Source organism: Rhizobium sp. R634 (genome assembly GCF_002211305.1).
Classification (GTDB): domain Bacteria; phylum Pseudomonadota; class Alphaproteobacteria; order Rhizobiales; family Rhizobiaceae; genus Rhizobium.
Map to the genome: position 1 here is coordinate 176,438 of NZ_LOKW01000028.1, position 26,671 is coordinate 203,108.

21 protein-coding genes are annotated in these 26,671 nt (G+C 62.8%); 8 read left to right on the forward strand and 13 right to left on the reverse strand.

The window, feature by feature from the left end:
• Window positions 1-52 precede the first annotated feature (52 nt).
• Window positions 53-1,069: an NAD-dependent epimerase/dehydratase family protein gene (locus tag ATY77_RS30210; RefSeq protein WP_088690119.1), complete on the forward strand. Its 1,017-nt coding sequence runs from the start codon at window positions 53-55 to the stop codon at window positions 1,067-1,069.
• Here the strand turns inward: ATY77_RS30210 and ATY77_RS30215 are convergent.
• The 5 genes from ATY77_RS30215 to trxB all read right to left on the reverse strand — a co-directional run bounded on the left by ATY77_RS30215 (window position 1,066) and on the right by trxB (window position 5,911).
• On the reverse strand, window positions 1,066-1,866 hold the full coding sequence (locus ATY77_RS30215; RefSeq protein ID WP_088673120.1) for an aminoglycoside phosphotransferase family protein: 801 nt from the start codon (window positions 1,864-1,866) through the stop codon (window positions 1,066-1,068). The two genes, ATY77_RS30210 and ATY77_RS30215, sit on opposite strands and share 4 nt — an antisense overlap.
• Before the next feature lie 77 nt (window positions 1,867-1,943).
• Window positions 1,944-3,068, reverse strand: a complete 1,125-nt coding sequence (locus tag ATY77_RS30220; RefSeq protein ID WP_088690120.1) for an alkene reductase — start codon at window positions 3,066-3,068, stop codon at window positions 1,944-1,946.
• Window positions 3,069-3,171: 103 nt separating this feature from the next.
• A complete protein-coding gene (locus ATY77_RS30225) occupies window positions 3,172-3,465 on the reverse strand; it encodes a metalloregulator ArsR/SmtB family transcription factor (protein ID WP_088690121.1) in 294 nt (97 codons plus the stop codon).
• A 552-nt stretch (window positions 3,466-4,017) separates the two neighbouring features.
• Complete coding sequence (locus ATY77_RS30230; RefSeq protein WP_004671024.1) at window positions 4,018-4,914, reverse strand: LysR family transcriptional regulator VtlR; 897 nt, start codon at window positions 4,912-4,914, stop codon at window positions 4,018-4,020.
• 22 nt (window positions 4,915-4,936) lie between these two features.
• A complete protein-coding gene (gene trxB, locus ATY77_RS30235) occupies window positions 4,937-5,911 on the reverse strand; it encodes a thioredoxin-disulfide reductase (protein ID WP_088673123.1) in 975 nt (324 codons plus the stop codon).
• A gap of 231 nt (window positions 5,912-6,142) precedes the next feature.
• Here trxB and ATY77_RS30240 point away from each other — a divergent pair, with 231 nt between their 5' ends.
• On the forward strand, window positions 6,143-6,610 hold the full coding sequence (locus ATY77_RS30240; protein ID WP_009992419.1) for an Lrp/AsnC family transcriptional regulator: 468 nt from the start codon (window positions 6,143-6,145) through the stop codon (window positions 6,608-6,610).
• A gap of 5 nt (window positions 6,611-6,615) precedes the next feature.
• Here the strand turns inward: ATY77_RS30240 and ATY77_RS30245 are convergent, their stop codons facing one another.
• The gene (locus ATY77_RS30245) at window positions 6,616-7,962 is read right to left on the reverse strand and encodes a sigma-54 dependent transcriptional regulator (RefSeq protein WP_088690122.1); all 1,347 of its coding nucleotides are present in this window, start codon (window positions 7,960-7,962) and stop codon (window positions 6,616-6,618) included.
• A gap of 2 nt (window positions 7,963-7,964) precedes the next feature.
• On the reverse strand, window positions 7,965-9,839 hold the full coding sequence (locus ATY77_RS30250) for an ATP-binding protein (protein ID WP_088690123.1): 1,875 nt from the start codon (window positions 9,837-9,839) through the stop codon (window positions 7,965-7,967).
• Between the two features lie 224 nt (window positions 9,840-10,063).
• Between ATY77_RS30250 and ATY77_RS30255 the strand changes: the two genes are divergently transcribed.
• The gene (locus ATY77_RS30255) at window positions 10,064-11,395 is read left to right on the forward strand and encodes a dicarboxylate/amino acid:cation symporter (protein ID WP_088690124.1); all 1,332 of its coding nucleotides are present in this window, start codon (window positions 10,064-10,066) and stop codon (window positions 11,393-11,395) included.
• Between the two features lie 193 nt (window positions 11,396-11,588).
• Here ATY77_RS30255 and ATY77_RS30260 read toward each other — a convergent pair whose 3' ends face one another.
• Both ATY77_RS30260 and greA read right to left on the reverse strand, forming a co-directional pair.
• Entirely contained in the window at window positions 11,589-12,647 is a 1,059-nt protein-coding gene (locus tag ATY77_RS30260; RefSeq protein WP_088690125.1) for a glycosyltransferase family 4 protein, read from the reverse strand.
• Window positions 12,648-12,674: 27 nt separating this feature from the next.
• A complete protein-coding gene (gene greA / locus ATY77_RS30265; protein WP_004672775.1) occupies window positions 12,675-13,151 on the reverse strand; it encodes a transcription elongation factor GreA in 477 nt (158 codons plus the stop codon).
• A 266-nt stretch (window positions 13,152-13,417) separates the two neighbouring features.
• On the opposite strand from greA, the gene ATY77_RS30270 reads away from it, so the two are divergent.
• Window positions 13,418-14,650 carry a putative DNA modification/repair radical SAM protein gene (locus ATY77_RS30270; RefSeq protein WP_088690126.1) on the forward strand — a complete coding sequence of 411 codons (1,233 nt, stop codon included), beginning with the start codon at window positions 13,418-13,420 and terminating at the stop codon, window positions 14,648-14,650.
• Complete coding sequence (locus ATY77_RS30275) at window positions 14,650-16,104, forward strand: UdgX family uracil-DNA binding protein (protein WP_088690127.1); 1,455 nt, start codon at window positions 14,650-14,652, stop codon at window positions 16,102-16,104. The genes ATY77_RS30270 and ATY77_RS30275 overlap by 1 nt, the downstream gene beginning before the upstream one ends.
• A gap of 105 nt (window positions 16,105-16,209) precedes the next feature.
• On the opposite strand, the gene carB is transcribed toward ATY77_RS30275, so the two are convergent.
• Both carB and ATY77_RS30285 read right to left on the reverse strand, forming a co-directional pair.
• A complete protein-coding gene (carB, locus tag ATY77_RS30280) occupies window positions 16,210-19,698 on the reverse strand; it encodes a carbamoyl-phosphate synthase large subunit (protein ID WP_088673130.1) in 3,489 nt (1,162 codons plus the stop codon).
• Between the two features lie 171 nt (window positions 19,699-19,869).
• Window positions 19,870-20,898 (reverse strand): zinc-dependent alcohol dehydrogenase family protein, encoded by a 1,029-nt coding sequence (locus tag ATY77_RS30285; RefSeq protein WP_088690128.1) that lies wholly within the window; start codon window positions 20,896-20,898, stop codon window positions 19,870-19,872.
• 269 nt (window positions 20,899-21,167) lie between these two features.
• On the opposite strand from ATY77_RS30285, the gene ATY77_RS30290 reads away from it, so the two are divergent.
• Complete coding sequence (locus ATY77_RS30290) at window positions 21,168-22,085, forward strand: neutral zinc metallopeptidase (protein WP_088690129.1); 918 nt, start codon at window positions 21,168-21,170, stop codon at window positions 22,083-22,085.
• 52 nt (window positions 22,086-22,137) lie between these two features.
• On the opposite strand, the gene ATY77_RS30295 is transcribed toward ATY77_RS30290, so the two are convergent.
• Window positions 22,138-23,130: an aldo/keto reductase gene (locus ATY77_RS30295; protein ID WP_088690130.1), complete on the reverse strand. Its 993-nt coding sequence runs from the start codon at window positions 23,128-23,130 to the stop codon at window positions 22,138-22,140.
• Between the two features lie 359 nt (window positions 23,131-23,489).
• Between ATY77_RS30295 and ATY77_RS30300 the strand changes: the two genes are divergently transcribed.
• Together ATY77_RS30300 and ATY77_RS30305 are read left to right on the forward strand one after the other, a co-directional pair.
• Window positions 23,490-24,734, forward strand: coding sequence for a TCR/Tet family MFS transporter (locus ATY77_RS30300; protein WP_088690131.1), 1,245 nt, complete (start codon window positions 23,490-23,492; stop codon window positions 24,732-24,734).
• A gap of 145 nt (window positions 24,735-24,879) precedes the next feature.
• Complete coding sequence (locus ATY77_RS30305; RefSeq protein WP_088690132.1) at window positions 24,880-26,283, forward strand: MATE family efflux transporter; 1,404 nt, start codon at window positions 24,880-24,882, stop codon at window positions 26,281-26,283.
• 15 nt (window positions 26,284-26,298) lie between these two features.
• Here ATY77_RS30305 and ATY77_RS30310 read toward each other — a convergent pair whose 3' ends face one another.
• Entirely contained in the window at window positions 26,299-26,619 is a 321-nt protein-coding gene (locus ATY77_RS30310) for an antibiotic biosynthesis monooxygenase (RefSeq protein WP_088690133.1), read from the reverse strand.
• Window positions 26,620-26,671 lie beyond the last annotated feature (52 nt).

Consider the following 26,671-nt stretch of genomic DNA (forward strand, 5'->3'; position numbering starts at 1 on the left):
GTTTATCCCTTTCCGGGCGCATACTCATCTCATGCGATCGAAGGAGATTGTCATGAGTGGAGAATTGAAGACGGCCCTCGTGCTCGGCGCGACCGGCGGTATCGGCGGCGCGGTGGCGCGCAAATTGTTTGAGCGTGGTTGGCAGATCCGGGCGCTCAACCGTGATGCCGTCAAGGCAGCGAAGAAGGAGCCGGCATTCGAATGGGTGCAGGGCGATGCGATGAAGGCGGGCGACGTGCTGAGGTCGGCCGAAGGCGCCGGCCTGATCGTCCATGCCGTCAATCCGCCTGGCTATCGCCACTGGGAGCGGCTTGTGCTGCCGATGCTCGACAACAGCATCGCCGCTGCCCGTGCAGCCGGCGCGCGCATCGTGCTGCCGGGCAATGTCTATAATTTCGGGCCCGATGCCCTGCCGGCGCCGACCGAGGAAAGCCCGCAGCATCCGCTGACGAAGAAGGGGGCGATCCGCGTCGAGATGGAGAAGCGGCTGGAGGCGGCATCGCAATCCGGCGCCGGCGCCATCATCGTCAGGGCCGGAGATTTCTTCGGCCCGGGTACGACAGCGAATAGCTGGTTCTCATCGGGTCTGGTGACGCCGGGCAAGCCGGTCGGCACGATCAAGAATCCTGGGCGGCGCGGCGTCGGCCATCAGTGGGTCTACTTGCCCGACATGGCGGAAACCGTCGTCCAGCTCGTCGAGCGAGCCAACCGGCTGCCGGCTTTCGCCGTCTATCAGATGGAGGGCTTCTGGGATGCGGACGGCATGCAGATGGCGGAAGCGATCAAGCGCGTGGTTGGCGGCAAGGCCAAGATCGGACGGTTTCCCTGGTGGATCGTGCCGCTCGCCGCGCCCTTCGTTCCGATCATGCGCGAGATCAAGGAGATGCGCTATCTCTGGAAGGTGCCGCTCAGGATGAGCAACGCCAAGCTTGTCGAACTCGGCAAGGAGCCGCAGACACCAATCGATGAGGCGGTGCGGGCGTCACTGGTGGCGCTTGGCTGCCTGCCCGAACCGCATCATGACGCGGCGACGGCCTTCATCGGCCATTCGCTGCAAAAAGCCCATTAGGCTGCGAGTTCGGAAAGCGCGATCCGGCCGACCGTCAAGGCTGTCTCGGCCTGTTCAAAATTCGGATCGCCGAGGAACCAGGCGGCGGAAAGGCCGGAATAGGCGGCGATCCACTGCAGCAGCCGCTTCGGCTCCAGCCGGGCCTCTGCCGAGACGATGGCGAGCTGGCGGCGGAAACGGGCTCGGTCGGTGATGGTTGGCAGTTCCTCATTGGCGAAGATATTGGCGAAATCGAAGCCGCGCTCGCCATGGAGACGCTTCGGATCGATTGCCAGCCAGCCGCGCGCCCCGAAATCGAGAATGTTCTGGTGATGGATATCGCCGTGGAGGACAGCGGGTTCGCGCGGATCGGCAAGGAGCGCATTGGCGATTGCCGAACAGTCGGCAAGCGTGCCGCCATATTTGCCGGCGGCCGGTTCGAGATCGCGGAACCAGCGGGAGAGGGGAATGGGATCGGGAAGCGGTTTTTCGCGCGGCGCATGCAGCCGCGCGGCGGTCCGACAGAGGATGCGGCTCGCTTCGTCGTCCTCGCCATTCATCGCCATGGAAAGCAGCGAGCGTTTTCCCATCGCCCTTTCCAGGAGCACGGCATCGTCCTCATGGGCATAGACATGGGCCGCGCCGTCGCCATCCCACCATTGCATCAGCAATGCGCCATATCGTTCATCCTTATCGGTCGCCACTTTCAGCATGGCGGGCCTGTCCTGCCAGAGGACCGGCAGCAGGCGGCTCGAATGGGTGATGATGGGCTCGCCGTCTGATATCAACGACCAGCGTTCGAGATGGGAAGCGAACATGGCGACACCCTACAAAGATGCGTTGCAAATGAAAATCCCGCCTTTCGGCGGGATTTAGCAGTTCGTATCCTGAAGGCTCAGGCGACCTTTTCGAGCGTGGGATAGTCGACATAGCCCTTGGCGGTGCCGCCGTAGAAGGTCGACTGGTCGGGCGTGTTGAGCGGCAGCTTCTTTGCCAGCCGTTCGACCAGATCGGGATTGGCGATGAAAGGCTTGCCGAAGGCGACGAGATCGGCGCGGCCGCTTTCGGCGGCGTCGATCGCCAGGTCGCGGTCATAGCCGTTGTTGACCATCCAGCTCGCCTTGCCGCCGGCCCTTTCATAGGCCTGGCGCAGCGCCTTGTAGTCGAAGGAAGGATTGTCGCCCTGCCGGTAGTCACGCTCGCCGCCGGTCTGGCCTTCGATGACATGGATATAGGCAAGGCCGTATCTTGCCAGGCCCTCGACGACATGGGTGAAGGTCGTCTGCGGATTGGAATCGTAGCTTTCGCCCGACGGCGTCACCGGCGATATGCGGATTGCTGTCCGGCCTGCGCCGATTTCCTTGACGATGGCATCGACGACCTCGAAAGCCAGGCGCGTGCGGTTTTCGATCGAGCCGCCATACTGGTCGGTGCGGTCGTTGACGCCGTCACGGATGAACTGATCGAGCAGGTAACCATTGGCGCCATGGATTTCGACACCGTCAAAACCGGCGTCGATGGCGGCGCGAGCGGCCTTGCGGTAATCCTCGATGATCCCAGGAATCTCGGAGGTCTCGAGCGCGCGCGGCTCGGAGGTATCGGCGAAGCTGCCGCTGCCGTCGCTATTGACCAGATAGGTTTTGGCCTTGGCGATGCGATTGGTCGAAGAGACCGGCTTGCCGCCGTCCGGTTGCAGCGTCGTATGCGAGATGCGGCCGACATGCCACATCTGGACGACGATCTTGCCGCCGGCTGCGTGGACGGCCTCGGTCACACGCTTCCAGCCGTCGAGCGCTTCCTTGCTGTAGAGGCCGGGCACGTCGGCATAACCCTGGCCCTGGTGGGTGATCGCGGTCGCTTCGGTGATGATCAGGCCAGCCGTGGCGCGCTGGCGGTAATATTCGACGTTGAGATCGTTGGGGATCGCGCCCGGCGAGCGGTTGCGGGTGAGCGGCGCCATGACGATGCGGTTCTTGACGGAGATGTCGCCGACCTTGGCGGGTTCGAAAAGCTTGGCCATGATGGTCCTTTCTTTTGCGGGGGGATCACTCGGCAGGGGTGAGGGCGGTCCGGCCCCTGGCGAAGAGATTGGTGAATGCCGTCGGCCCGAGGCCGAGGAGAGGCTAGAGATCCTGCGTCAGCTGCTTGAGAAATGCCGCGATGGTTTCTTCGTTGCGCTTGTAGAAGATCCACTGTCCGACGCGTTTGGTGGTCACGAGGCCGGCGCGATGCAGCGTGCCGAGATGGGCCGAGACCGTGGACTGCGACAGACCGCAGCGCTCGAACTGGCTGGCGCAGACGCCCATTTCGAAGGGGTGCTCCTGCGAAGGGAAATGTTTCTCGGGATTTTTCAGCCAGCCCAGAATGTCCATCCGCGTGGGATGGGCAAGCGCCTTCATGATCTCGTCTTTATCCATCGTCGTTTGCCGAACTATAAATCGTTTCTGATCGATATATTGATCGGCAGGCGGCGATATGCAAATCACAGAGGCGTGAGAGGGCGGCCTTTGGCGATTGAGCAAATTTTGGGCAAAAAAAGAGGGCCACCGGAAAACCAGGGCCCTTTGAATTGTGAAGGTCAATAACCTCCAGAGGGGAACAGCTAATGCGGTGGTACTGGGAGAGAAACCACGAAATGCATCAGCTGAGATGGATATGGTGCTTCCTTAGGCAGGTTTCAATGCTTTTTTGTGCATGCCTGCTATGCGCCGCACAATTTTTTTGCGGTGCGGCATTTCCCGCTGGAACAAGGCAAAAAAAGAGGGCCGCTGGAAAACCAGGGCCCTTATAAGTGTGAAGGTCAAAAACCTCCAGAGGGGAACAGCTAATGCGGTGGAACTGGGAGGAAAAGCCACCATGTGCATCAGCTATGTGCGATATGGTGGTTTAATGGGCAAACGGCAACCCACATTTGTGCATGCCAGTCATGCGCACACTGCATAGTATGGAAAATATTCCATAAAACTGGCTTAAAAATTCCAGTTTCTGGCCTTGCTGACGATGAAATCGCGGAAAGCCTTCAGCTTGGCGGCGTTCTTGATCTCGTCAGGGTAGCAGAAATAGGTGTCGAAAGACGGCACGTCGGCATTGATCGCCAGCTGAATCAGGCCGGGGTCGCGGCCGACGATGTAATCGGGCAGGCAGGCGACGCCGATTCCGAGCAGGCAGGCGCGCTTGATCGAGGTCTGGCTGTTGATCTGCAGATGCGGGATGCGCTTGTTGTCGGAGGAGCGTCCGGCGACCTCCAGCCAGTTGACGTCGAGCAGGTAGCTCGGCGCCGGCTCGCCGAAGGTGATGATGCGGTGATTGTCGAGATCCTCGATCTTCTGCGGTTCGCCGTGGCGATTGATGTAGGAAGGGGCTGCATAGACGTGCATGTGCACGGTGAAGAGCTTGCGCTGGATGAGGTCGGACTGCTGCGGCTGGCGCAGGCGGATGGCGCAATCGGCATGGCGCATGTTCACATCCACTTCCTCGTTGTCGAGGATGAGCTGGATCTGCACATCGGGATAAAGCTGCAGGAATTCCTGGATCTTGTCGGTCAGCCAGCCCTGGCCGAGGCCGACCGTCGTCGTGACGCGCAGCTTGCCGGACGGCGTCTCTGTCGTCTCGGTGAGCTGCATCTTGACGGTCTCAAGCTTCAGCAGCACGTCATGGGCGGTGCGGTAAAGCAGTTCGCCCTGTTCCGTCAGGATCAGGCCGCGCGCATGGCGGTGGAACAGCTTGGTGCCGACATCCTGCTCCAGCGCGCTCACCTGGCGGCTGATGGCGGATTGGGACAGATGCAGCTTATCCGCCGCATGCGTGAACGAACCCGCTTCGGCAGCTGCGTGAAAAATGCGCAGCTTGTCCCAATCCAGTGGCATTCCCCCGCCTCTCATGCCGATCTTACTCCGCGGCCACGGCGACAGGCATGTGGCCCGTCAGGTATCGCTCTGCCTCAAGCGCTGCCATGCAGCCCATGCCGGCGGCGGTGACGGCCTGACGGAACGTGTCGTCGGTCACGTCGCCGGCGGCATAGACACCTTCGAGGCTGGTTGCTGTCGAATCCGGCGCGGTCCAGAGATAGCCGTTGTCCTTCAGCTTCAGCTTGTCCTTGAAGAGTTCGGTTGCCGGCGCATGGCCGATCGCGACGAAGACGCCGTCGACCGGCATTTCCGTGATCGCGCCGGTTCTGACGTCGCGCAGGCGCGCGCCGGTTACGGATTGCGGCATCGGGGGCTTGGCCGGCGTGCCTGTTATTTCGGCCACTTCCGAGTTCCACAGCACCTTGACGTTTTCCTTGGCGAACAGGCGTTCCTGCAGGATCTTCTCGGCGCGGAACGAGTCGCGACGGTGGACGACCGTTACCGACTTGGCGATGTTGGAGAGATAGAGTGCCTCTTCGACGGCGCTGTTGCCGCCGCCGACGACGATCACGTCCTTGTTGCGATAGAAGAAGCCATCGCAGGTGGCGCAGGCCGAAACGCCGAAGCCCTGGAAATGCTGCTCGCTCTCGATGCCGAGCCACTTGGCCTTGGCGCCGGTGGCGATGATCAGCGTATCGGCGGTCCAGACCTGGCCGCTGTCGGTGCGGGCGACGAAGGGGCGCTGGTTCGTGTCGACTTCGGTCACGAGGTCGTTGACGATCTCGGCGCCGACATGTTTTGCCTGCTGCAGCATCTGCTCCATCAGCCAGGGGCCCTGGATCGGATCGGCAAAGCCCGGATAATTCTCGACATCGGTGGTGATCATCAGCTGGCCGCCCTGTTCGAGACCGGCGATCAAGACCGGCTTCAGCATGGCGCGCGCGGCGTAGACCGCGGCCGTATAGCCGGCGGGTCCGGAACCGATAATGAGCACCTTCGTGTGGCGGGCGGGCATGTCATTTCCTTTCGACTGGCAGGAGGGCGGCGGCTAAATAGCGATTACGGCCGTTTCGCGGTCCATGCGCCATTTATGAACGTCCAATGCTATTATTCAAGGGCAGCCTTGCATTACCAACAAGGCAAATCGCCTTGATGTGCAAGAATCCGTCATCGGCTTGAAACTTTCTTGCGTATTCCGCGGCTTTATATAGAAGCTCGCCGCGAAGAATTAAAGAAAGGCCGCGATGTGGGTCGCACGGAACTCGACGTCATCGACATAAAGATCCTCCGGGAGCTGCAGGCCGACGGCCGCATGACCAATGTGGAGCTCGCCGACCGCGTCGGCATCTCGGCGCCGCCCTGCCTGCGCCGGGTGCGCAAGCTCGAAGAAGCCGGCATCATCGAAGGCTATCACGCCATGCTGAACAGCCCGAAGCTCGGCTTCGATCTGGTCGCTTTCTGCATGGTCGGGCTCAAGCACCAGTCGGAAGGCAATCTCAAGGCCTTTGCCGCCGCCACCACCGAATGGCCGCTGGTGCGGCAGGCCTGGATGGTTTCGGGCGACAGCGATTTCCTGCTGCATTGCGTGGCGGAAAACCTCACCCACTTCCAGGACTTCGTCATCGAAGTGCTGACGGCGAACGAACATGTCGATACCGTGCGCACCATGCTGACGATCCGCCAGGTGAAGAAACTCGGACTGGTGGAAGTCTGAAAAGCCTATTTACGCGAGGCATAACCGCCGCGGTTGATGCCGTGGCGCTGCAGCTTGTCGTAGAAGGTTTTTCTCGGAATGCCGAGCGCCTCGATGGTGCGGCGCACGTCGCCGTCATTGGCCGCGAGGGCGTCGCGGATGATCTCGGCTTCGTAGCGTTCCAGTCGTTCCGGCAGGGTGCCGCCCGTCGGTTGCGAGGGGAGGGGCGTTGCTGCGCCGCCTTCGACGCCGAGCACCACGCGTTCGGCATAGTGAGAGAGCTCGCGGACATTGCCCGGCCATGCGTGGGTGGCAAGATGATGGCGGACATTCTCTGAAAGTTCCGGCACGTCGCGGCGGAAGCGCTCGGCGGCGCGCGCGGCGAAATGGGAGAACAGCAGCGGAATATCCTCACGGCGCTCTCTCAGCGGCGGAATGGAGATCGTTACGACATTCAGCCTGTAATAGAGGTCCTCGCGAAAATCGCCCCGCACCTCGGGATCTCCGAGATCGATCTTGGCGGCCGCGACGACGCGGAGGTCGACCGGGCGCACCTCGTTGGTGCCGAGCGGGGTGATTTCGCGCATCTCCAGCACGCGCAGCATCTTGACCTGCGTGGCGAGAGGCATGCTTTCGATCTCGTCGAGGAAAAGCGTGCCGCCGCTTGCATGTTCGATACGGCCCATGCGGCGCTTCTGAGCGCCGGTAAAGGCGCCGGCCTCATGGCCGAACAGCTCGCTTTCGATGACGGTTTCGGGCAGCGCCCCGCAGTTCAGCGCCACGAAATTGCCCTTCCGGCGGTGGCTCCACTGGTGCAGGATCTGGGCGACCACCTCCTTGCCGCTGCCGGTTTCGCCGGCGACGAGCACATCGACATCGGTATCGGCGATGTGGCGCAGAATTTTCCTCAGATTTTCCATGGCCGGCGTCTGGCCGATCAGCGGCAAAGTCTCCTGCGCATCTTCGGCGGCCCGGCGCAGCATGCGGTTTTCCAGCACGAGCTGCCGCTTTTCGCCGGCGCGGCGCACGCTCTGAACGAGGCGATCGGCAGCGAAAGGTTTGGCGATGAAATCATAGGCGCCGTCCTGGATGGCCTGAACCGCCATCGGAATGTCGCCGTGGCCGGTCATCAATATAACAGGCAGGTCGCCGTCCATGCCCTTCAGCGTGGCGAACAATTGCAGCCCGTCGATCTCGGGCATGCGGATATCGGTGACGACAGGGCCGGCAAAATCGGCCGTCAGCTCCGCCAGCGCGGCTTTCGCGCCGTCATAGGCCGAGACGGAAAAGCCGGCGAGTTCGAGGGTCTGGGCCGTCGCGCGGCGCAGATCCCTGTCGTCGTCGATCAGCGCAACGGGCATCGGTGTGGCCATGGTCAAGCCTTCCTCAGATGAACGATGAACCTTGTCCCGCTGCTGTCGCTCTCCACCTCCATCCGGCCGCCGTAATCGCCAACGATATCCTTGGAGATAACCAGCCCGAGGCCGAGACCGCTTTCCTTCGAGGTGTTGAAGGGCGTGAACAGCCCCTTGCGGATCTCGGGCGAAATGCCGGGGCCGTTGTCGGCAACCGTCAGTGTCACCATCTCCTGGTCGTTCGATGTCCTGATCTCGACGCGCGCCTCGTCGGCCTTCGGGGCGACGGCTTCGAGCGCGTTCTGGAGCAGGTTGATCAGCACTTGTTCGAGACGGATCCTGCTGCCCATGACCTGCAGGTCGGCTGGCGGCAGTTCGATGTCGAGCGTATCCATGCGGCCGGCAAAGCGGCTGCGCAGCAGCATCACCGCGCCCTCGATCACATCCTTCAATCCGGTCGGCTCGGCGCTGCCGCGGCCCTTGCGGGCGAAACTCTTCAGCTCCTCGGTAATCGAGCCGATGCGCTCGGTCAGCGCGGCGATGTTCTCCAGATTTTCGCCGGCCGGTGCGGTCTGGCCGCGGTCGAGGAAGGTGCGGGCATTATCCGCATAGGCGCGGATGGTTGCGACCGGCTGGTTGATCTCGTGGGCGACACCGGCGGCGACCTGGCCCAGGATCGCCAGCCTGTTGGCCTGAACCAGATCCTGCTGCACCGCCTGCAGCTTCTGCTCCGTGCTCCTGTGGCCGACGATCTCGGCCTGCAGCCGGTCGCGCGCCTGGCTGAGATCCAGCGTGCGCTCAGCGACGCGCCGTTCCAGCTCCTCTCGCTCCTGCTGCTCGCTGAAAATCCTGAGGGTGGCCGCCTGGCGGCGGCGCAACAGCAAGGCGCCTGCGGCGATCAGCGGCAAGAGCGTCAGCAGCGCCAGCATGCGGGCTTCGAGGATCCCGGCGTCAACCGCCGCTCCCAGCGCCACGAGGTGCTGCAGGTGCCAGGCTGTCGCAGGAACCGGGATTCCGACATCGAGAAATCGGGTTTTCCCGGCGCCGCCCGGCACGACGATTTCGACGACGTCGAGCCCGTCGCCGAGGCTTCGCACGCTATCGAGCGGCAGCGGCTGAAGCGGTGCATCGCCGAATTGAAGGCTTTCGCGGATCGCCGCCAGACGATCCCCGGGGATCCGGCCGATCGTCATGAACCGCCATGACGGAATACTGGTGATGAGGACGATGCCGCGATCGTCGATGACATAGGACGGTGCGTCCGTAGCGTTCCAATCCGCCTCGACGTCGTCGAATTCCACCTTGACGACGACGACGCCGAGGAGCCCGTCCGGGCCTGATATCCGCTCGGAAATATAGAGGCCGGGTTTCTTGCTGACGGTGCCGAGCGCGAAGTGCTCGGCCTGTCCCTTCGCCACGGCGCCTTGGAAATATTCGCGGAAACGGTAGTCGTTGCCGACGAAGCTCGTCGGTTCGCGCCAGTTGCTGGCCGAAACCGCCATGCCGTTCTTGTCGATGACATAGATAACGGCAGCCTTGGTGCCGGCCGCCAGCATTTCCAGCTTCCGGCTCAGCTGTTCGAACGTGCCGGCATCGTTTCCCGCCAGCGCCGCGGCGAGCGCGGTGTCCTGCGACAGCACGAAGGGAAGCGCTCGGTATTTTTCGAGAACCGTGCGCAGCAATGCCGCATTCAGGCTCGCATCGGTCCGGGCCTGTTCCTCCAGCGCGGTCTCGGCCTGGTAACGGCCGACCTCGCCGCTTGCCCAAAGGCTGACGAGCACGGCGAGAAGCGTGATCGCCGCATAGGCCCACCACATCCGGCGGATGCGATGATGCAGCGGCAGGGTGGGCCACAGCTTTTGCGAGACGGACAAGGACATGGCGGATTTGTGCATGTTTCGGCACGGGATGCAAATGGCTTTGTGCGGATTTTCGCATTTCTCAAGGCGCCGCGGATCGCCTCTCAATTTTTATGTGATTAAAACCAATGAGTTACATCGGAAATTCAAAACTGGCACGGCGATTGCGAAGGAGGGGACAACAACGGCTGAGCTGTTGGATTGAAGCGAACGGCTCGGGAGGCCGGAGTTCGTTCCGGGCGAGCCCTTAGGAGGACATCATGATCGCAGCACCATTGGATGCAGTCGCAGACAGCAAGGGCAAGAAGCCCTTTTATTCTCATCTTTACGTTCAGGTTCTCGCCGCCATCGCCGCGGGTATCCTTCTCGGCCATTTCTATCCCGAACTCGGCACGCAGCTGAAGCCGCTCGGCGATGCCTTCATCAAGCTGGTGAAGATGGTCATCGCCCCGGTGATCTTCCTGACGGTCGCGACCGGCATTGCCGGCATGAGCGATCTGAAGAAGGTCGGCCGCGTCGCCGGCAAGGCGATGCTGTACTTCCTGACCTTCTCGACGCTGGCGCTCGTCATCGGCATGATCGTCGCCAACGTCGTGCAGCCCGGCGCCGGCATGAACATCGATCCGGCTTCGCTCGACCCGAAGGCCGTCGCAACCTTCGCCGAAAAGGCGCATGAGCAGAGCATCGTCGGCTTCCTCACCAACATCATCCCGTCGACGATCGTCGGCGCGTTTGCCGATGGCGACATCCTGCAGGTGCTGTTCTTCTCGGTGCTCTTCGGCGTCGCGCTCGCCATGGTCGGCGAAAAGGGCGAGCAGGTCGTGACCTTCCTCAACGCCCTGACGGCTCCGATTTTCAAACTCGTCGGCATCCTCATGAAGGCCGCCCCGATCGGCGCGTTCGGCGCCATGGCATTCACCATCGGCAAGTACGGCATCGGTTCGATAGCCAACCTCGCCATGCTGATCGGCACCTTCTACATCACCTCGCTGCTCTTCGTTCTCGTCGTGCTTGGCGCGGTTGCCCGCTATAACGGCTTCTCGATCCTGGCGCTGTTGCGCTACATCAAGGAAGAGCTGCTGCTGGTTCTCGGCACCTCGTCTTCCGAGGCAGCGCTTCCGGGACTGATGAACAAGATGGAAAAGGCCGGCTGCAAGCGCTCGGTCGTCGGCCTCGTCATTCCCACAGGCTATTCCTTCAATCTCGACGGCACCAATATTTACATGACGCTGGCGGCCCTCTTCATTGCCCAGGCAACCGGCATCCATCTCTCCTGGGGCGACCAGATCCTGCTGCTCCTGGTGGCGATGCTGAGCTCGAAGGGTGCCGCCGGCATCACCGGCGCCGGTTTCATCACCCTTGCCGCGACACTCTCCGTCGTGCCCTCCGTGCCGGTCGCCGGCATGGCGCTCATCCTCGGCATCGACCGCTTCATGTCGGAATGCCGGGCACTGACCAACCTGGTCGGCAATGCCGTGGCGACGATCGTCGTGGCACGCTGGGAAAAGGAACTGGATACCGCGCAGCTCGCAGCGGCGCTCGGCGGCCAGACGGAAGAGACGGCTCCGGCCGGGCTGCAACCGGCTGAATAAACCAGCCTTATCGTTGGTGATCTTGCAGCGGCCCGTTATCCAGCGGGCCGTTTGCTTGTCGATAGATCTCGTTTCGTACTTGACGTCATCCTCGGCCCTGTGCCGAGGATCTGCTGCCCTATCGAACGGAGGCAGATGCTCGGGACAAGCCCGAGCATGACGAAGGAGAGGTTGGTGGCCGTTTCTTTTTTGGCTAGCCGCGATTGTCGCCGAGGAGGCGATCGTAGACGGCGCCGATCGCGCCTGCTTCCTTTTCCAGCGCGAAAATCGCCCTGACGTGGCGCAGCGCGTTCTCGCCATGGGCAAGCGCCAGCGCGGGATTTGCGATATAGGGGGCGATTGCCCGTGTCAGGGCCTCGCCATCGCCCGCAGTCACCACCGAGCCGGTTTCGCCATCGGCGATGAGTTCGGCATAGGCGCCGGCGTCCGAGGCCACGACGGCGGTGCGCGAGGCCATGGCTTCGAGCGGCGTCAGGCCGAAACCCTCGTTGCGGGAAGGGGCGACATAAAGCGTCAGGCGGCGATACCAGATTTTGATATCGGGCACTTCGCCGAGGAAGAGGATGCGATCAGCAAGCCCGGCGGCAGCGACATCGGCCTTGAGCTTGTCGCCGAAGCCCGCGTGCTCCGCCGTCACCCGGCCGGAGACGACGGCCGTCCATTCCGGGTGCTGCGGCAGGAGTTCGATCATCGCCTTGACGAAGAGATCGGTGCCTTTCTGATGGCGCACGCGGCCGAAGCAGCCGACGAGATAGCGGCCGGGCAGACCGGTGGCAGCAATGCCGTCTTCCGCCGTTTCCGGCGGGTGGAACAGGGAAAGATCGACGCCGTGCTGAATGACCGTGTGAGGCACCTCGAGAAAGGAGCCGGAACGGTCGCTCGTCGCAATCACCGCGTCCATGCGGCGGATCAGCCATTTCGTATAGGCGGTGTGGCGGCGCTGCGCGGCCGAGGTGAAGAGCAGCTTGAGCGGCATGCGAAGGACATGGCGAAGCAGGATGCCGACAGCCATCTCATTGTTGCGGCGGGCGTGCCAGACGCGGTGGCGCCGGCGCGCCGGCGGGCGCCAGAGGCCAAGAAGCTGCGGCCATTTCAGTTTTGCCAGGCCTTCCGGCAGGCCGGGACCGAGGGTCGCGATCCTGATACCGAGCCGGATCTGGCAGGGAATGAGCTGGACGATGGTCGAGGTGACGCCGGAGAGCCGGCGCTTGAAGTTGGGCGCAATGATCTCGACGTCACGCATATCAGGCAAGGAAAGGGTCTCGTGTGTGGCGGACGATCAGCCCCAGGAAACCTGAAGGATTTCGTAGGCCTTGGAACCGCCCGGGGCGTTGACCTCGATGGAATCGCCGACTTCCTTGCCGATCAGCGCACGGGCGATCGGGGAGGAGATGGAGATGCGGCCGGCCTTGACGTCGGCTTCCTGGTCGCCGACGATCTGGTAGGTCTTTTCTTCCTCGGTGTCCTCGTCGACGAGCTTCACCTTGGCGCCGAACTTGATCTTGTCGCCGGACATCTTGGTGAGGTCGATGACCTCGGCGCGCGCCGTCAGATCTTCGAGTTCGGTGATGCGGCCCTCGTTGTGGCTCTGGGCTTCCTTGGCGGCGTGATATTCGGCATTTTCGGAAAGGTCGCCATGGGCACGGGCTTCGGCGATCGCCTCGATGATTCGGGGACGCTCCTCCTGCTGGCGCCAGCGCAGCTCTTCCTGCAGCTTGACGAAACCACCCTGTGTCATCGGTACCTTATCAACCATTTTTCCGTCCTTCACTCCTTGCGTCTGCTAGTCCCTGCCTTCGAGCAGTCAGGCACACACAAAAGAAAACAGGTCCCGAAGGGAACTTCGGAACCGTGCCACAATCTTATTCGCGTGCTTATAGCAGATCGGCGATGCGGATTTCCAGAAAATTCGCATTGGGGAAACCCAACCCACCGCGATGGTGGGCGATACGCCCCAAAAATGGGCAGCGGGCGGATCGTTTTTGTTGACTTCGTATATTAGAACATATAGTGAACACAAGGATGAAGAAGTCGCTTGCCGAACGCCTTGCTATTCTCTCCGACGCCGCCAAATATGACGCGTCCTGTGCCTCCAGCGGCACGGTGAAACGCGATTCAAGAGCAAGCGGCGGGCTCGGCTCGACCGAGGGATCCGGCATCTGTCATGCCTATGCGCCGGACGGGCGGTGCATTTCGCTTCTGAAAATCCTGCTGACCAATTTCTGCATTTACGACTGCGCCTATTGCGTCAATCGCTCCTCCAGCAATGTCGAGCGGGCGCGCTTTACGCCGGAGGAGGTGGTCTGGCTGACGCTGGAATTCTACCGCCGCAACTATATCGAAGGCCTTTTCCTCTCCTCCGGCATCATCCGTTCCTCCGACTACACGATGGAGGAGATGGTCCGCATCGTCCGTGAATTGCGGGTGACGCATAATTTTCGCGGCTACATCCATCTGAAGGCGATCCCCGAGGCATCGCCGCATCTGATCGAGGAGGCGGGGCTTCATGCCGACAGGCTGTCGCTCAACATCGAGCTGCCGACGGACAAGGGCATTTCCCGCTTCGCGCCGGAAAAGAAGCCCGTCAATATCCGGCGATCAATGGGCGATCTCCGGCTGAAGATCGAGGCGGCCGGCGAGCCGACGCTGAAGACGAAGAAGCGGCAGCGGTTCGTCCCGGCCGGCCAGAGCACGCAGATGATCGTCGGGGCCGATGGCGCGAGCGATGCGACGATCCTTGCAAGCAGCGGCCGGCTCTACAGCAGCTATGGGCTGAAGCGTGTCTATTACTCCGCCTTCAGCCCAATCCCCGACGCCTCCAAAAATCTTCCGCTGATCAAACCGCCGCTGATGCGCGAACATCGGCTCTACCAGGCCGACTGGCTCTATCGGTTCTACGGTTTCGGCATCGACGAGATCACCGCGAACCAGGCCGACGGTATGCTCGATCTGAACCTCGACCCGAAGCTTGCCTGGGCGCTTGCCAACCGGGGCGAATTTCCCGTCGATATCAACAGGGCCGAGCGTGAGCGGCTGCTGCGCGTGCCCGGCCTTGGCACAAAGACCGTCAAGGCGATCGTTTCGGCGCGTCGTTTCCGCCGGCTGCGGCTGGACGATCTTTCTCGGCTCGGCATTTCGATCAAGAAGGTCCAGTCCTTCATCTCTGCGGAAGGATGGTCGCCACGGCGGCTGATCGACCGGCCGGACCTTCGCACCATGTTCGAGCCGCAGCCCGAACAATTGTCTTTGCTGTGATGCGCCGGGTCGTGCTCGCAGGACGGGGAGATCTTGCCGAATGGCGTGATGCCGCGCGCGCCTTCGCGGCCGCCGGCATATTGCCGGAGGAAATCGAATGGCGCGCGAAAAGCGCCGAGGCCGATCTTTCCTTTCAGCGCGACGCCATGCCGCCCGCACCTGCAACATCCCGCAAGCCGATGACGGTGCCGCCCGCCTTCATCGAGCTTGCCGAGACGGTGCTCTGCCATTCCGATCCGGCACGGTTCTGCCTGCTTTACCGCCTGCTCTGGCGGCTGCAGATGGACAAGCGGCTGCTCGAGGTGGCGTCCGACGAGGATGTCGCGCGCGCCCGGCTGATGGCGAAGAACGTGCGCCGCGACGCCCATAAGATGACGGCCTTCGTCCGCTTCAAGGAGGTCGGCGCGGTATCGGCAAGCCGCCGGAAATTCCTCGCCTGGTTCGAGCCGGACCATCATATCGTCCGGCGCACGGCGCCCTTTTTCCAGCGGCGCTTCAACGACATGGACTGGCTGATTGCCACGCCCAAGGGATCGGCCGCCTGGGACGGCGAGCGGCTGACGATCACGGACGAGCCTTGCGAAAAGCCCAATCTCAGCGATGCCACGGATGAGCTCTGGCGCACCTATTACGCCAACATCTTCAATCCGGCCCGGTTGAAGGTGAAGGCGATGCAGGCGGAGATGCCGAAGAAATACTGGAAGAACCTGCCGGAGGCCGATCTCATTCCGGGCTTGATCGCATCGGCCGAAAGCAAGGTGCGCGAGATGGCCGCAAGGGAGGCCACGCAATCGCTGCCGTTTCACGATCGGCTGCAGCAGGCCGCGCGCAATCTTCCCGCCGAGCCCCAGGCGCCCGCGGGCACGCTGGAGGCGCTGCGTGCGGAGGCTGCCGTCTGCACGCGCTGTCCGCTTCACGCCAATGCGACGCAGACGGTCTTCGGGGAGGGGCCGCGCGATGCGGAGGTTATGTTCGTCGGCGAGCAGCCGGGCGATCAGGAGGACATCGCAGGACGCCCCTTCGTCGGTCCTGCGGGCAGGCTTTTCGATCAGGTGATTGCGGAGGCGGGCATCGATCGGTCGACGCTTTACGTCACTAATGCCGTAAAGCATTTCAAATACGAGCCGCGCGGCAAGCGGCGCATCCATCAGAAGCCCAATATGGGCGAGGTGAAGCATTGCCGCTGGTGGCTCGATCTGGAATTGACGCTCGTCAAGCCGAAGCTGATCGTCGCCATGGGGGCGACGGCGCTTGCGGCGCTGACCGATGTGAAAGGCCGCCTGCAGGACGTCAGAGGAAAGGCGATGGCGATCGAAGGAGGGCGCACGCTCTTCGTGACGGTGCATCCGTCCTATCTGCTGCGCATTCCCGACGAACGGCTGAAGACGGAGGAGATGGCGCGATTTCGTCAGGATATGATGGAAATTCAGGCGCTTATGAAAGCAGCCGCATAAGTTGATGCTGGTTGAGTTCAGCGTCAGCGCTCAAGGAGCGCCGACGCTGTTCCAGTTCTATCCAGACGCAAACCGCGGCGCGGTTTTGCTGGAATTGCTCTCATCTCAGGCAAAGTAGCTCTGCAGCGGCCGCACTTCCAGATTGCCGGCCTTCAGCGCCTTGATCGCCTGGGCGGCGGCCTCTGCGCCGGCCATCGTCGTGTAATAGGGCACCTTCTGCATCAGCGTCGCGCGGCGCAGCGACTTGGAATCCGAGATCGCCTTGTTGCCGTCGGTGGTGTTGATGACGAGCTGGACCTGGCGGTTGCGGATCGCGTCCTCGATATGCGGACGGCCTTCGAGCACCTTGTTGATCTTGGTGGCGGTGATGCCGTTTTCGCCGAGGAAGCGGGCGGTGCCGCCGGTCGCCAGCACCTTGAAGCCCTGTTCGACGAGGATGCGGATCGCCGGCAGCACGCGCGCCTTGTCCTCGTCACGCACGGAGACGAAGACCGTTCCGTCGCGCGGCAGCTCGACGCCGGCGCCGAGCTGCGACTTGGCGAAGGCCAGCGCAAAATCGGTATCGAGGCCGATGACTTCGCCGGTCGAGCGCATTTCCGGGCCGAGCAGCGTATCGACGCCGGGGAAGCGGGCGAAGGGGAACACGGCTTCCTTGACGGCGATGTGGGTGAGCTTGCGCGGATCGGGCTTCGTGCCGTAGGCGGCAAAGGTCGCGTCGAGTTTCTCGCCGGCCATGACGCGGGCGGCGATCTTGGCGATCGGCGCGCCGATGGTCTTGGCGACGAAGGGCACGGTGCGCGAGGCGCGCGGATTGACTTCGAGAACGTAAACGGTGCCGTCCTTGATGGCGAACTGGACGTTCATCAGGCCGCCGACATTGAGCGCCTTGGCCATCGCCTTTGCCTGGCGCTCCAGCTCGTCAAGCAGTTCGACGGGCAGCGAGCGCGGCGGCAGCGAGCAGGCGCTGTCGCCCGAGTGGATGCCGGCTTCCTCGATATGCTCCATGATGCCGGCGACATAGACGTCGGTGCCGTCGGAGAGGCAGTCGACGTCGACTTCGATGGCGTGGGTGAGGTAGCTGTCGAAAAGCAGCGGATTCTTGCCCAGCAGGGTGTTGATCTGGCCGGTCTTGTCGTTGGGATAACGCTGCTTGATGTCTTCAGGCACCAGTTCCGGCACCGTGTCGAGCAGATAGGTCTGCAGCTGGCCTTCCGAATGCAGGATCTGCATGGCGCGGCCGCCGAGGACGTAAGACGGGCGCACGACCAGCGGGAAGCCGATTTCGGCGGCGACGAGACGCGCCTGCTCGACCGAATAGGCGATGCCGTTATTCGGCTGATTGAGATCGAGCTTCATCAGAAGCTTCTGGAAACGGTCTCGGTCCTCGGCAAGGTCGATCATGTCCGGCGCGGTGCCGAGGATCGGGATGCCGTTCTTTTCGAGCGCCTCGGCGAGCTTCAGCGGCGTCTGGCCGCCGAACTGGACGATGACGCCGACGACTTCGCCCTTTTCCTGCTCGGCGCGCAGGATTTCGATGACATCCTCTGCCGTCAGCGGTTCGAAATAGAGGCGGTCCGACGTATCGTAATCGGTCGAGACGGTTTCCGGGTTGCAGTTGATCATGATCGCTTCATAACCCGCATCCTTCAGCGCGAAGGCGGCGTGGCAGCAGCAATAGTCGAACTCGATGCCCTGGCCGATGCGGTTCGGGCCGCCACCGAGGATGACGACCTTCTTGCGATCCGAAACCTGAGCTTCCGAGCGGGCGGCGCCGACGAAGGGCGTCTCGTAAGTCGAATACATGTAGGCGGTCGGCGAAGCGAATTCGGCCGCGCAGGTATCGATGCGCTTGAAAACAGGGCGGACGTTCAGACCGTTGCGCAGTTCGGCGACTTCCTTCGGGCGCTTGCCGGTCAGGGTCGCGAGACGCGCGTCGGAGAAGCCCATCGCCTTCAGCATGCGCAGGTTGTCGGCATCGCCGGGCAAGCCATGCTCGCGGATGCGGGCTTCCATGTCGACGATGTTCTTGAGCTGCGCGATGAACCACGGGTCGATCTTGCAGCCCTCATGCACCTCTTCGATGCTGAGGCCCTGGCGCAGCGCCTGGGCGACCATGCGCAGGCGGTCCGGCGTCGGCGTGCCGATGGCGGCGCGAATGGCGTTCTGGCTGGATTCGCCTTCTTCGAAATCGGGGATCTCGATTTCGTCGAGGCCGGTCAGGCCGGTTTCGAGGCCGCGCAGCGCCTTCTGCAGCGATTCGGCGAAGGTGCGGCCGATCGCCATGACCTCGCCGACCGACTTCATCGCGGTGGTGAGCACCGGCGAGGCGCCGGGGAATTTCTCGAAGGCGAAACGCGGGATCTTGGTGACGACATAGTCGATCGACGGTTCGAAGGAGGCGGGCGTGGCGCCGCCGGTGATGTCGTTTTCGAGCTCGTCGAGCGTGTAGCCGATGGCGAGCTTGGCGGCGACCTTGGCGATCGGGAAGCCGGTCGCCTTGGAGGCGAGTGCCGAGGAGCGCGAGACGCGCGGGTTCATTTCGATGACGACGAGGCGGCCGTCCTTCGGGTTGACGGCGAACTGCACGTTCGAGCCGCCGGTCTCGACGCCGATCTCGCGCAGCACCGCGATCGAGGCGTTGCGCATGATCTGGTATTCCTTGTCCGTCAGCGTCAGCGCCGGAGCGACGGTGATCGAATCGCCGGTGTGGACGCCCATCGGATCGATGTTCTCGATCGAGCAGATGATGATGCAGTTGTCCGCCTTGTCGCGGACGACCTCCATCTCATACTCCTTCCAGCCGAGCACCGATTCTTCGATCAGCACTTCCGTCGTCGGCGAGGCGTCGAGGCCGCCACCGACGATCTCGAAGAATTCCGAACGGTTATAGGCGATGCCGCCGCCGGTGCCGCCAAGCGTGAAGGACGGGCGGATGATGGCGGGCAGGCCGACATGATCGAGCGCCTGGGCGGCGATCGCCATGGCGTGGTTCATGTAGCGCTGCTTGCGGTCGCTTTCGCCGAGGTTCCACTGGTTTTCCAGCTCGTCCAGCGCCTTGTCGAGGTCGGAGCCCGAAAGGCTTTCGCGCAGCTTGCTGCGCTCGGCTTCATGCGTCTTGCGGTCGAGGTCCTTGATGTCGGTGGCATTGGCCAGCATCGAGCGCGGCGTTTCCAGGCCGATGCGGGCCATGGCCTCGCGGAACAGCGCGCGGTCCTCGGCCATGTCGATGGCGGCCGGCTTGGCGCCGATCATCTCGACATTGTAGCGGTCGAGCACGCCCATGCGCTTCAGCGACAGCGCGGTATTCAAAGCCGTCTGGCCGCCCATCGTCGGCAGCAGCGCATCCGGGCGCTCCTTGGCGATGATCTTGGCGACGACCTCGGGGGTGATCGGCTCGACATAGGTCGCGTCGGCAAGGCCCGGATCGGTCATGATCGTCGCCGGGTTGGAGTTGACGAGGATGACGCGGTAGCCTTCCTCCTTCAGCGCCTTGCAGGCCTGGGTTCCGGAATAGTCGAACTCGCAAGCCTGGCCAATGACGATCGGTCCCGCGCCGATGATGAGGATCGATTTGATGTCTTGGCGCTTCGGCATGGGCGATATCCATTGTCTGGCTGCGCAAAAAGCCGGCCAGGGTGGGAGATCACCAGGTCGGGTCGCGCATTGAGGTCTTTTCAGGCTAGAAGCGGCTTATAGGCAAATGTATTTGCAAACGGAACCCCATAAATCGCGGAATCGACAGGAATCCGGAGATAGCGCGAAAGCCTATTTCCCGTCGGGTACGACGAGCACCCGGATTTCGCCGCCGCGCGCCGGATTGACGATCGCTTCGGGGGTCTCGGCGAGGCCGATCCGGCGGGAGATCAAAGGCTCGACCTTGATCCGGCCGGAGGCAATGAGATCGGCGGCGCGGCCATGGGTGAAAGGGTTGACGAAGGAGCTTATCAGCGCGACTTCGCGAAACAGCAGGTCGAAAGGCTCGATTTCGATCTTTGCGCCCTGGGCCATCACGCCCAAAATGACGGCGGTCCCGCCGCGCCGGGCAAGCCGGGGCGCCTGCTGCATGGTTTCTGGCACACCGGCACATTCGAAGACGACATCGGCGCCGCCGGGCAGCAGGCCGTCTTCGGCAATGATGCGGGAAACGACATCGCCACCACTCGGGTCGACTGTGGCGGTGGCGCCGAGGCTTTCTGCCAGTCGGCGTTTTTCGGCGCTTCGCGTCACCAACACGACGCGGGTCGCGCCGGCAAGCCTTGCCAGCTGGACGGTGAGAAGGCCGATGACGCCGCCGCCGAGCACGATGGCGGAAAAACCGGCTCGCAACCCGGCGAGATCGACGCCGTGAATGCAGCAGGCGAGCGGTTCGCAGAAAGCGCCGTGCAGCGGATTGAGGTCGGCCGGCAGGGCGAAAGCCTGGCTCTCAGGCATGCAGACATAATCGGCGAAACCGCCGTCGCGGTGGATGCCGATCGCCTGCAGGTTCCGGCAGAGATTGACGCGGCCGCGCCGGCATTCCTCGCAGCCGCCGCAGGAGATATTCGGATCGCCGGTCACACGCATGCCCGAGCGAAAGCCGGTGACGCCGGCTCCAACCGCTTCGACGATCCCTGCGAACTCATGGCCGAGCGTCACCGGCGCCTTCGCGGGAAATTCGCCGTGATAGATATGGCGGTCGGTGCCGCAGATGCCGCAGGCCTCGACGCGGACCAGCAGTTCGCCGGGGCCGGGCACCGGCTTTTCAACTTCGCGCAGCTGCAGTTTTCCGGTTGCTTCCAGGCGTACGGCCTTCATCGCTCTTCCTCCTGCTTTCTCCTCCTGGTTCAGGAAGAGCGAAAGCGGGAGTCCAGTCAAGCGCTTAGCGCGCCTTCTTTACCTGAAACGCCGGCGCGTGCACCGAAGGAACAATATCCCGCTCCCAAATGTTTACGGCCGGGAAGCGGGAGGCTGTGATGGCTGGTCCGCCGTCTGTTTCGAGGCGGATGAAGCCGCTGGAATTCTCCCCGCCGACGGATATATAAATTCTTTGAGCGCAAGCACGGGCATTGCCGGGGAGAGAGAAGATGGAATGGAGAGGCCGGCGTCAGTCCGATAATGTCGAGGATCGCCGTGGTTCGGGCGGCAGCCCCTTCGGCCGCGGCGGCGGGTTCAATTTCCCCTCCGGGGGCGGCGTTCGCCGCGCCGGCGGCGGCTTGAGCATCGGCACGATCATCTTCCTCGTCGTCATTTATTTCATCTTCAAGGCGATGGGCATCGACCTGATGCAGGTGCTCGATGGCGGCGGCATGTCGAGCGGCCCGGGCTACGAGCAGAGCCAGTCCGAGGGAACGCGCGCCCCCGCCAATGACGAGATGACCGCCTTCGTGCGCACCGTTCTCGCCGAAACCGAGGACACCTGGAACGGCATCTTCCAGGCGCAGGGCCAGAATTACGAAGAGCCGCGCCTCGTTCTCTTTTCGGGGCAGACGCAATCGGCCTGCGGCTTTGCCTCTGCCGCGACCGGTCCGTTCTATTGCCCGGGAGATCACAAAGTCTATCTCGATACGGCGTTCTTCCAGGAACTCTCCGACCGCTTCGGCGCATCCGGCGACTTCGCCGAGGCCTATGTCGTCGCCCACGAGGTCGGCCATCACGTGCAGAACCTGCTCGGCATCCTGCCGAAGTTCAACCAGGCCCGCCAGCGCATGGGCGAGGAGGAGGCCAACAAAATGTCGGTGCGCGTCGAGCTGCAGGCCGATTGCTTCGCCGGTATCTGGGGCAAATATACCGAGCAGAAGGGCATCCTGGAGGCTGGCGACCTCGAGGAGGCGCTGAACGCCGCCCAGCAGATCGGCGACGACACGCTGCAGAAGCGCTCGCAGGGCTATGTCGTGCCGGAGAGTTTCAACCACGGCACCTCGGCGCAGCGCGCCCGGTGGTTCAAGCGCGGTTTCGACAGCGGCCAGCTGTCTGCCTGCGATACGTTCTCGGGGCCGGTTTGAGGTTGCTTGGCTAAGGTTTGTAGGCCTCACTACAGGGCCTTCAATCCGCCGATTACTTCTCGCTATCCATATGCTTGAGCATCTGTTCGGGATAACGCCCACCGGCCGCTGCATCCTTCGGCACGGCGCGTTCGATGGCTTCGAAATCTTCTGCCGACAGCGCCACCGCGCGTGAGCCGAGCGCTTCGGTCAGCCGATCGCGGCGGCGGGCGCCGATGAGGGGGACGATGTCCTTGCCCTTGGCGGCGACCCAGGCGATGGCGATCTGGGCGACGGAGACGCTCTTCGCCCCGGCGATCTCGCGCAGCTTTTCGACGAGAGCGAGATTCTGCTCGACATTGCCTTCCTGGAAGCGCGGGCTGTGGGTGCGGAAGTCGCCGGCCGTGGCCTGGCCCTTCTGCCAATGGCCGCTGATCAGGCCGCGCGAGAGCACGCCGTAAGCGGTGATCGAGATGCCGAGCTCGCGTGTCGTCGGCAGGATCTTTTCCTCGATCCCGCGCGAAATCAGCGAATATTCGATCTGCAGGTCGACGATCGGCGCGACGGCGGCGGCGCGGCGGATCGTGTCGGCGCCGACTTCCGACAGGGCGATATGTCTGACATAGCCTGCTTTGACCATGTCGGCGATGGCGCCGATCGTATCCTCGATCGGCACGTTCGGATCGAGGCGGGCCGGGCGGTAGACGTCGATATAGTCGACGCCGAGGCGCTGGAGCGTATAGGCGAGGAAGTTCTTCACCGCCACCGGGCGGCCATCGAAGCCGCCCCAGCCGCCGGCGGGATCGCGAAGCGCACCGAACTTGACGCTGATGACGACGTCCTGGCGCCTGCGGCCCCTCAAGGCCTCGCCGATCAGCATTTCGTTATGGCCCATCCCGTAAAAGTCGCCGGTGTCGAGCAGATTGATGCCCACATCGAGCGCGGCATGGATGGTCGCGATGCTTTCGGCGCGGTCGGCCGGTCCATACATGCCCGACATGCCCATGCAGCCGAGGCCGATGACGGAGACTTCGGGTCCGGTCTTTCCCAAACGATAGGTCTGCATGGTCTTCTCCTTCATTGGCGCCGCGTCCCCGTGCCGGGACAAGCTGTCGATGCCGTTCTACCGCCTGCCTCTTCCCGTGATAATCGGGCGGCTCCGAACGGGCTGTGCGGGGCAATGCACAATCACCGGTCTTCCGGAGTGATCTGGACGCCTTCGCGGCGATTGCAAGGTAATGCATCGCGCCGCCAACCTTTGGAGCGACAGCGAGCGGCCTGCGGTTGCGGCGTCTCATAAAGTTCCCGCAGAGCAGCATCAAAAACTTTGAATGTTCACGGATTGTTTCACTTTCCTTTCTGAGCTATGTCATTTTTGCGGGGACGAGATCGTCTTTCCAGAAACAACGGCTGTAGAGATGCATCATGCTTGACCCGAAATTCGTTCGCCGCGGCCTTTTCCTGGTCTTCATCATTCTCTTTCTCGACATTATCGGCATTGCCATCATCATGCCGGTGCTGCCCGCCTATCTGGAGCAGTTGACCGGCGGCAACGTGAGCGATGCGGCAATCGACGGCGGTTGGCTGATGCTCGTCTATGCCGGCATGCAATTCCTGTTCGCGCCGCTGCTCGGAAACCTGTCGGATCGTTTCGGCCGCCGGCCGATCCTTCTGCTTTCAGTGCTGACCTTCGCGATCGACAATTTCATCTGCGGCATCGCCACCAGCTTCTGGATGCTGTTCGTCGGCCGCGTTCTTGCCGGCATCAGCGGCGGCAGCTTCGCCACCTGCTCGGCCTATATCGCCGACATCAGCACGGAGGAGAACCGGGCGAAGAATTTCGGGCTGATCGGCATCGCTTTCGGCGTCGGCTTCACGATCGGCCCCGTCGTCGGCGGCTTCCTCGGCGAATTCGGCCCACGTGTGCCCTTTCTCGGCGCGGCTGCGCTGTCGCTCCTTAATTTCATCGCCGCCTGTTTCCTGCTGCCGGAAACGCTGGAGGCGAAGAACCGCCGCCGCTTCGAGTGGAAGCGCGCCAATCCGCTCGGCGCGCTGCGCCAGATGCGCCACTATCCCGGTATCGGCTGGGTCAGCCTCGTCATGTTCCTGTTTTTCCTGGCACATGCCGTCTATCCCTCGGTCTGGTCTTTCGTTTCGACCTATCGCTACGGCTGGAGCGAGGGACAGATAGGCCTCTCGCTCGGCATTTACGGCATCGGCGCAGCACTCGTCATGGGTTTGGTCCTGCCGCGCGTCGTGCCTCTGCTCGGCGAATGGAAGACGGCGCTGCTCGGTCTCTGTTTTTCCGCCGCAGGCCTGACCGGCTATGCCTTCGCCTGGGAGGGCTGGGTGGTCTATGTCGTCATCGTCGCGACGGTCATGGAAAACGTCGCCGATCCGCCGCTGCGCAGCATCGCCGCCGGCAAGGTGCCGCCTTCGGCGCAAGGCGAGCTGCAGGGCGCTTTGACCAGCCTCAGCAGCATCACCACCATCGTCGGGCCGCTGATCTTCACGCAGATGTTCGGCTATTTCACCCGGCCGGAGGCGCCGGTGACCTTTGCCGGCGCACCCTATCTGACGGCCGCCCTGTTCATTCTGCTCGCCGCCGGCGTGTTCCTCACTCGCGTGCGGGTTCGACGGCCGGCCGAGGCGCTGGAAGCGGCGGGTTGATCGATCAGAAATGGTGATGCGATGATGAATTTTTCATCATCTGCCTGTTTTAGGGTAGTTCTTTGCGGGTCTTTCCTCTAAGCCCGAATGATATTTTCGCCGCAGATTGCGCGGCGACGTAGATTCCAATCACAGGACTGGTGTCATGGACACGCCGATCGACGCGCGCAGGCTTGCGCCGACAACCGATAATCGCTGGAGCGCACATTTCCGTGCCACGCTGGCGCTCGGCATTCCGCTGATCGGTGCGCAGCTTGCCCAGCTCGGCATACACACCACCGACGTGATGATCGTCGGCCGCCTCGGCGCCGAGCAGTTGGCGGCCATGGTGCTGTCGGCTCAGTTCCTGTTCACGATCCTGATCTTCGGTTCGGGCTTTTCTATCGCCGTCATTCCGATGGTGGCGCAGGCCTATGGCCGCGGCGACGTCGTCTCGGTGCGCCGGTCGCTGCGCATGGGTCTGTGGGTGGTGATCGGATTCTGGATCATCGTGCAGCCGGCCTTTTTCAATGCGGAACAGATCCTGCTGTTTGCGCAGCAGAAGCCGGAGGTGGCCAGGCTCGCCCACGGCTATATCATGATCGGCCAGTTCGGCGTGCTGCCGGCCCTGCTTTTCAACGTCATGCGGGCGTTGGTCAGCGCCATCGGCAAGGCGGGCATCATCCTCAACGTCACCATCGTGACGCTGGTGATGAACGCGATCTTTGCCTATGCTCTGGTGCTCGGCCATTTCGGCTTTCCGGCGATGGGACTGGAGGGCGCGGCAATCGTGTCGGTCGTGGTGCAGACGGCCGGTTTCCTCTTCATTCTCGCTTTTGTCCAGAAGCGGGAGGAGACGCGCCGCTACGAGATCTTCGTGCGGTTCTGGAAGCCCGACTGGCACGCGCTGCTCGAGGTCATTCGGCTCGGCTTCCCGATCAGCGTCACCGTGCTTGCCGAGGTCAGCCTGTTCACGGTGGCCTCGCTCTTGATGGGCTATATCGGCACCATCGAGCTTGCCGCCCACGGCATCGCCCTGCAATGGGCCTCGATCGCCTTCATGATTCCGCTCGGTCTCAGCCAGGCGGCGACGGTGCGCGTCGGCGTCGCGCACGGGCAGGGCGATCATGTTGGGCTGGTGCGGGCTTCGATCATGGTGGTCATCCTCGCCTGCGTCATCTCGGCGGTTGGCTCTGTGCTGTTCGCCACCATGCCGCAGTTTCTCGGCAGCTGGTTCCTCGATGTCAATTCGCCCGAGGCCTCTGAGGTGCTCGCCTATGCCGGGCCGCTGATCGTGGTTGCCGGGCTGTTCCAGCTCGTCGACGGGCTGCAGGTGATCGCCAACGGTTTGCTGCGCGGCCTGAAAGATGCGCGCGTGCCGATGATCATGGCGCTGATCGCCTATTGGCCGATCGGCTTCTTCCTCGCCTGGGCCTTTGCCTTCCCGCTCGGCTTCGGCGGCATCGGCATCTGGTTCGGCTTCCTCGTCGGGCTGGCGGCGGCCGCCGTCATGCTCTGCGCACGCTTCTACCTTCTGCTTCGCCGGGAGGGCGCGATGGCCGGCTCCTGAGCCGGCCTTCCGGCCTTAGGCGGCGACAGGCTTATAGCTGGCGATATCGGCGCGAATGCCGAGACGCGAAAACATCTCCTGGGGATCGAAATTGACGGCCTTGTGGGCAGCGGCGACGGCCGCCCGTGCGCGCTCGACGACCTCGGTGTTTTCCCATTCGGCGATTGTGACGAAATTGAATTCGCCAGGACCGGCGACCTGCTCCAGCACCCTGTGATCGATGAACCCGTCCTGCGCCTCCAGCAGCTTGTGGGTCATCATCACCTTGACGAGAAATTCCTCCCGCGCCGCCGCCGGCACGACGAACTTGTCGATCCGAAAGAAAGCTCCGCTCATCCATTTTCTCCTGCATCATCTGTCTGCGGGGTGTTTGTAATTCCTCAAGTAT

What these genes read in the sequence shown, in the direction of transcription:
- ATY77_RS30210 (WP_088690119.1), top strand. Translation starts at nt 53, where the DNA reads ATGAGTGGAGAATTGAAGACGGCCCTCGTGCTCGGCGCGACCGGCGGT.
- ATY77_RS30215 (WP_088673120.1), bottom strand. Translation starts at nt 1,866, where the DNA reads ATGTTCGCTTCCCATCTCGAACGCTGGTCGTTGATATCAGACGGCGAG.
- ATY77_RS30220 (WP_088690120.1), bottom strand. Translation starts at nt 3,068, where the DNA reads ATGGCCAAGCTTTTCGAACCCGCCAAGGTCGGCGACATCTCCGTCAAG.
- ATY77_RS30225 (WP_088690121.1), bottom strand. Translation starts at nt 3,465, where the DNA reads ATGGATAAAGACGAGATCATGAAGGCGCTTGCCCATCCCACGCGGATG.
- ATY77_RS30230 (WP_004671024.1), bottom strand. Translation starts at nt 4,914, where the DNA reads ATGCCACTGGATTGGGACAAGCTGCGCATTTTTCACGCAGCTGCCGAA.
- trxB (WP_088673123.1), bottom strand. Translation starts at nt 5,911, where the DNA reads ATGCCCGCCCGCCACACGAAGGTGCTCATTATCGGTTCCGGACCCGCC.
- ATY77_RS30245 (WP_088690122.1), bottom strand. Translation starts at nt 7,962, where the DNA reads ATGGCCACACCGATGCCCGTTGCGCTGATCGACGACGACAGGGATCTG.
- ATY77_RS30250 (WP_088690123.1), bottom strand. Translation starts at nt 9,839, where the DNA reads ATGCACAAATCCGCCATGTCCTTGTCCGTCTCGCAAAAGCTGTGGCCC.
- ATY77_RS30255 (WP_088690124.1), top strand. Translation starts at nt 10,064, where the DNA reads ATGATCGCAGCACCATTGGATGCAGTCGCAGACAGCAAGGGCAAGAAG.
- greA (WP_004672775.1), bottom strand. Translation starts at nt 13,151, where the DNA reads ATGGTTGATAAGGTACCGATGACACAGGGTGGTTTCGTCAAGCTGCAG.
- ATY77_RS30270 (WP_088690126.1), top strand. Translation starts at nt 13,418, where the DNA reads ATGAAGAAGTCGCTTGCCGAACGCCTTGCTATTCTCTCCGACGCCGCC.
- ATY77_RS30275 (WP_088690127.1), top strand. Translation starts at nt 14,650, where the DNA reads ATGCGCCGGGTCGTGCTCGCAGGACGGGGAGATCTTGCCGAATGGCGT.
- carB (WP_088673130.1), bottom strand. Translation starts at nt 19,698, where the DNA reads ATGCCGAAGCGCCAAGACATCAAATCGATCCTCATCATCGGCGCGGGA.
- ATY77_RS30285 (WP_088690128.1), bottom strand. Translation starts at nt 20,898, where the DNA reads ATGAAGGCCGTACGCCTGGAAGCAACCGGAAAACTGCAGCTGCGCGAA.
- ATY77_RS30290 (WP_088690129.1), top strand. Translation starts at nt 21,168, where the DNA reads ATGGAATGGAGAGGCCGGCGTCAGTCCGATAATGTCGAGGATCGCCGT.
- ATY77_RS30295 (WP_088690130.1), bottom strand. Translation starts at nt 23,130, where the DNA reads ATGCAGACCTATCGTTTGGGAAAGACCGGACCCGAAGTCTCCGTCATC.
- ATY77_RS30300 (WP_088690131.1), top strand. Translation starts at nt 23,490, where the DNA reads ATGCTTGACCCGAAATTCGTTCGCCGCGGCCTTTTCCTGGTCTTCATC.
- ATY77_RS30305 (WP_088690132.1), top strand. Translation starts at nt 24,880, where the DNA reads ATGGACACGCCGATCGACGCGCGCAGGCTTGCGCCGACAACCGATAAT.
- ATY77_RS30310 (WP_088690133.1), bottom strand. Translation starts at nt 26,619, where the DNA reads ATGAGCGGAGCTTTCTTTCGGATCGACAAGTTCGTCGTGCCGGCGGCG.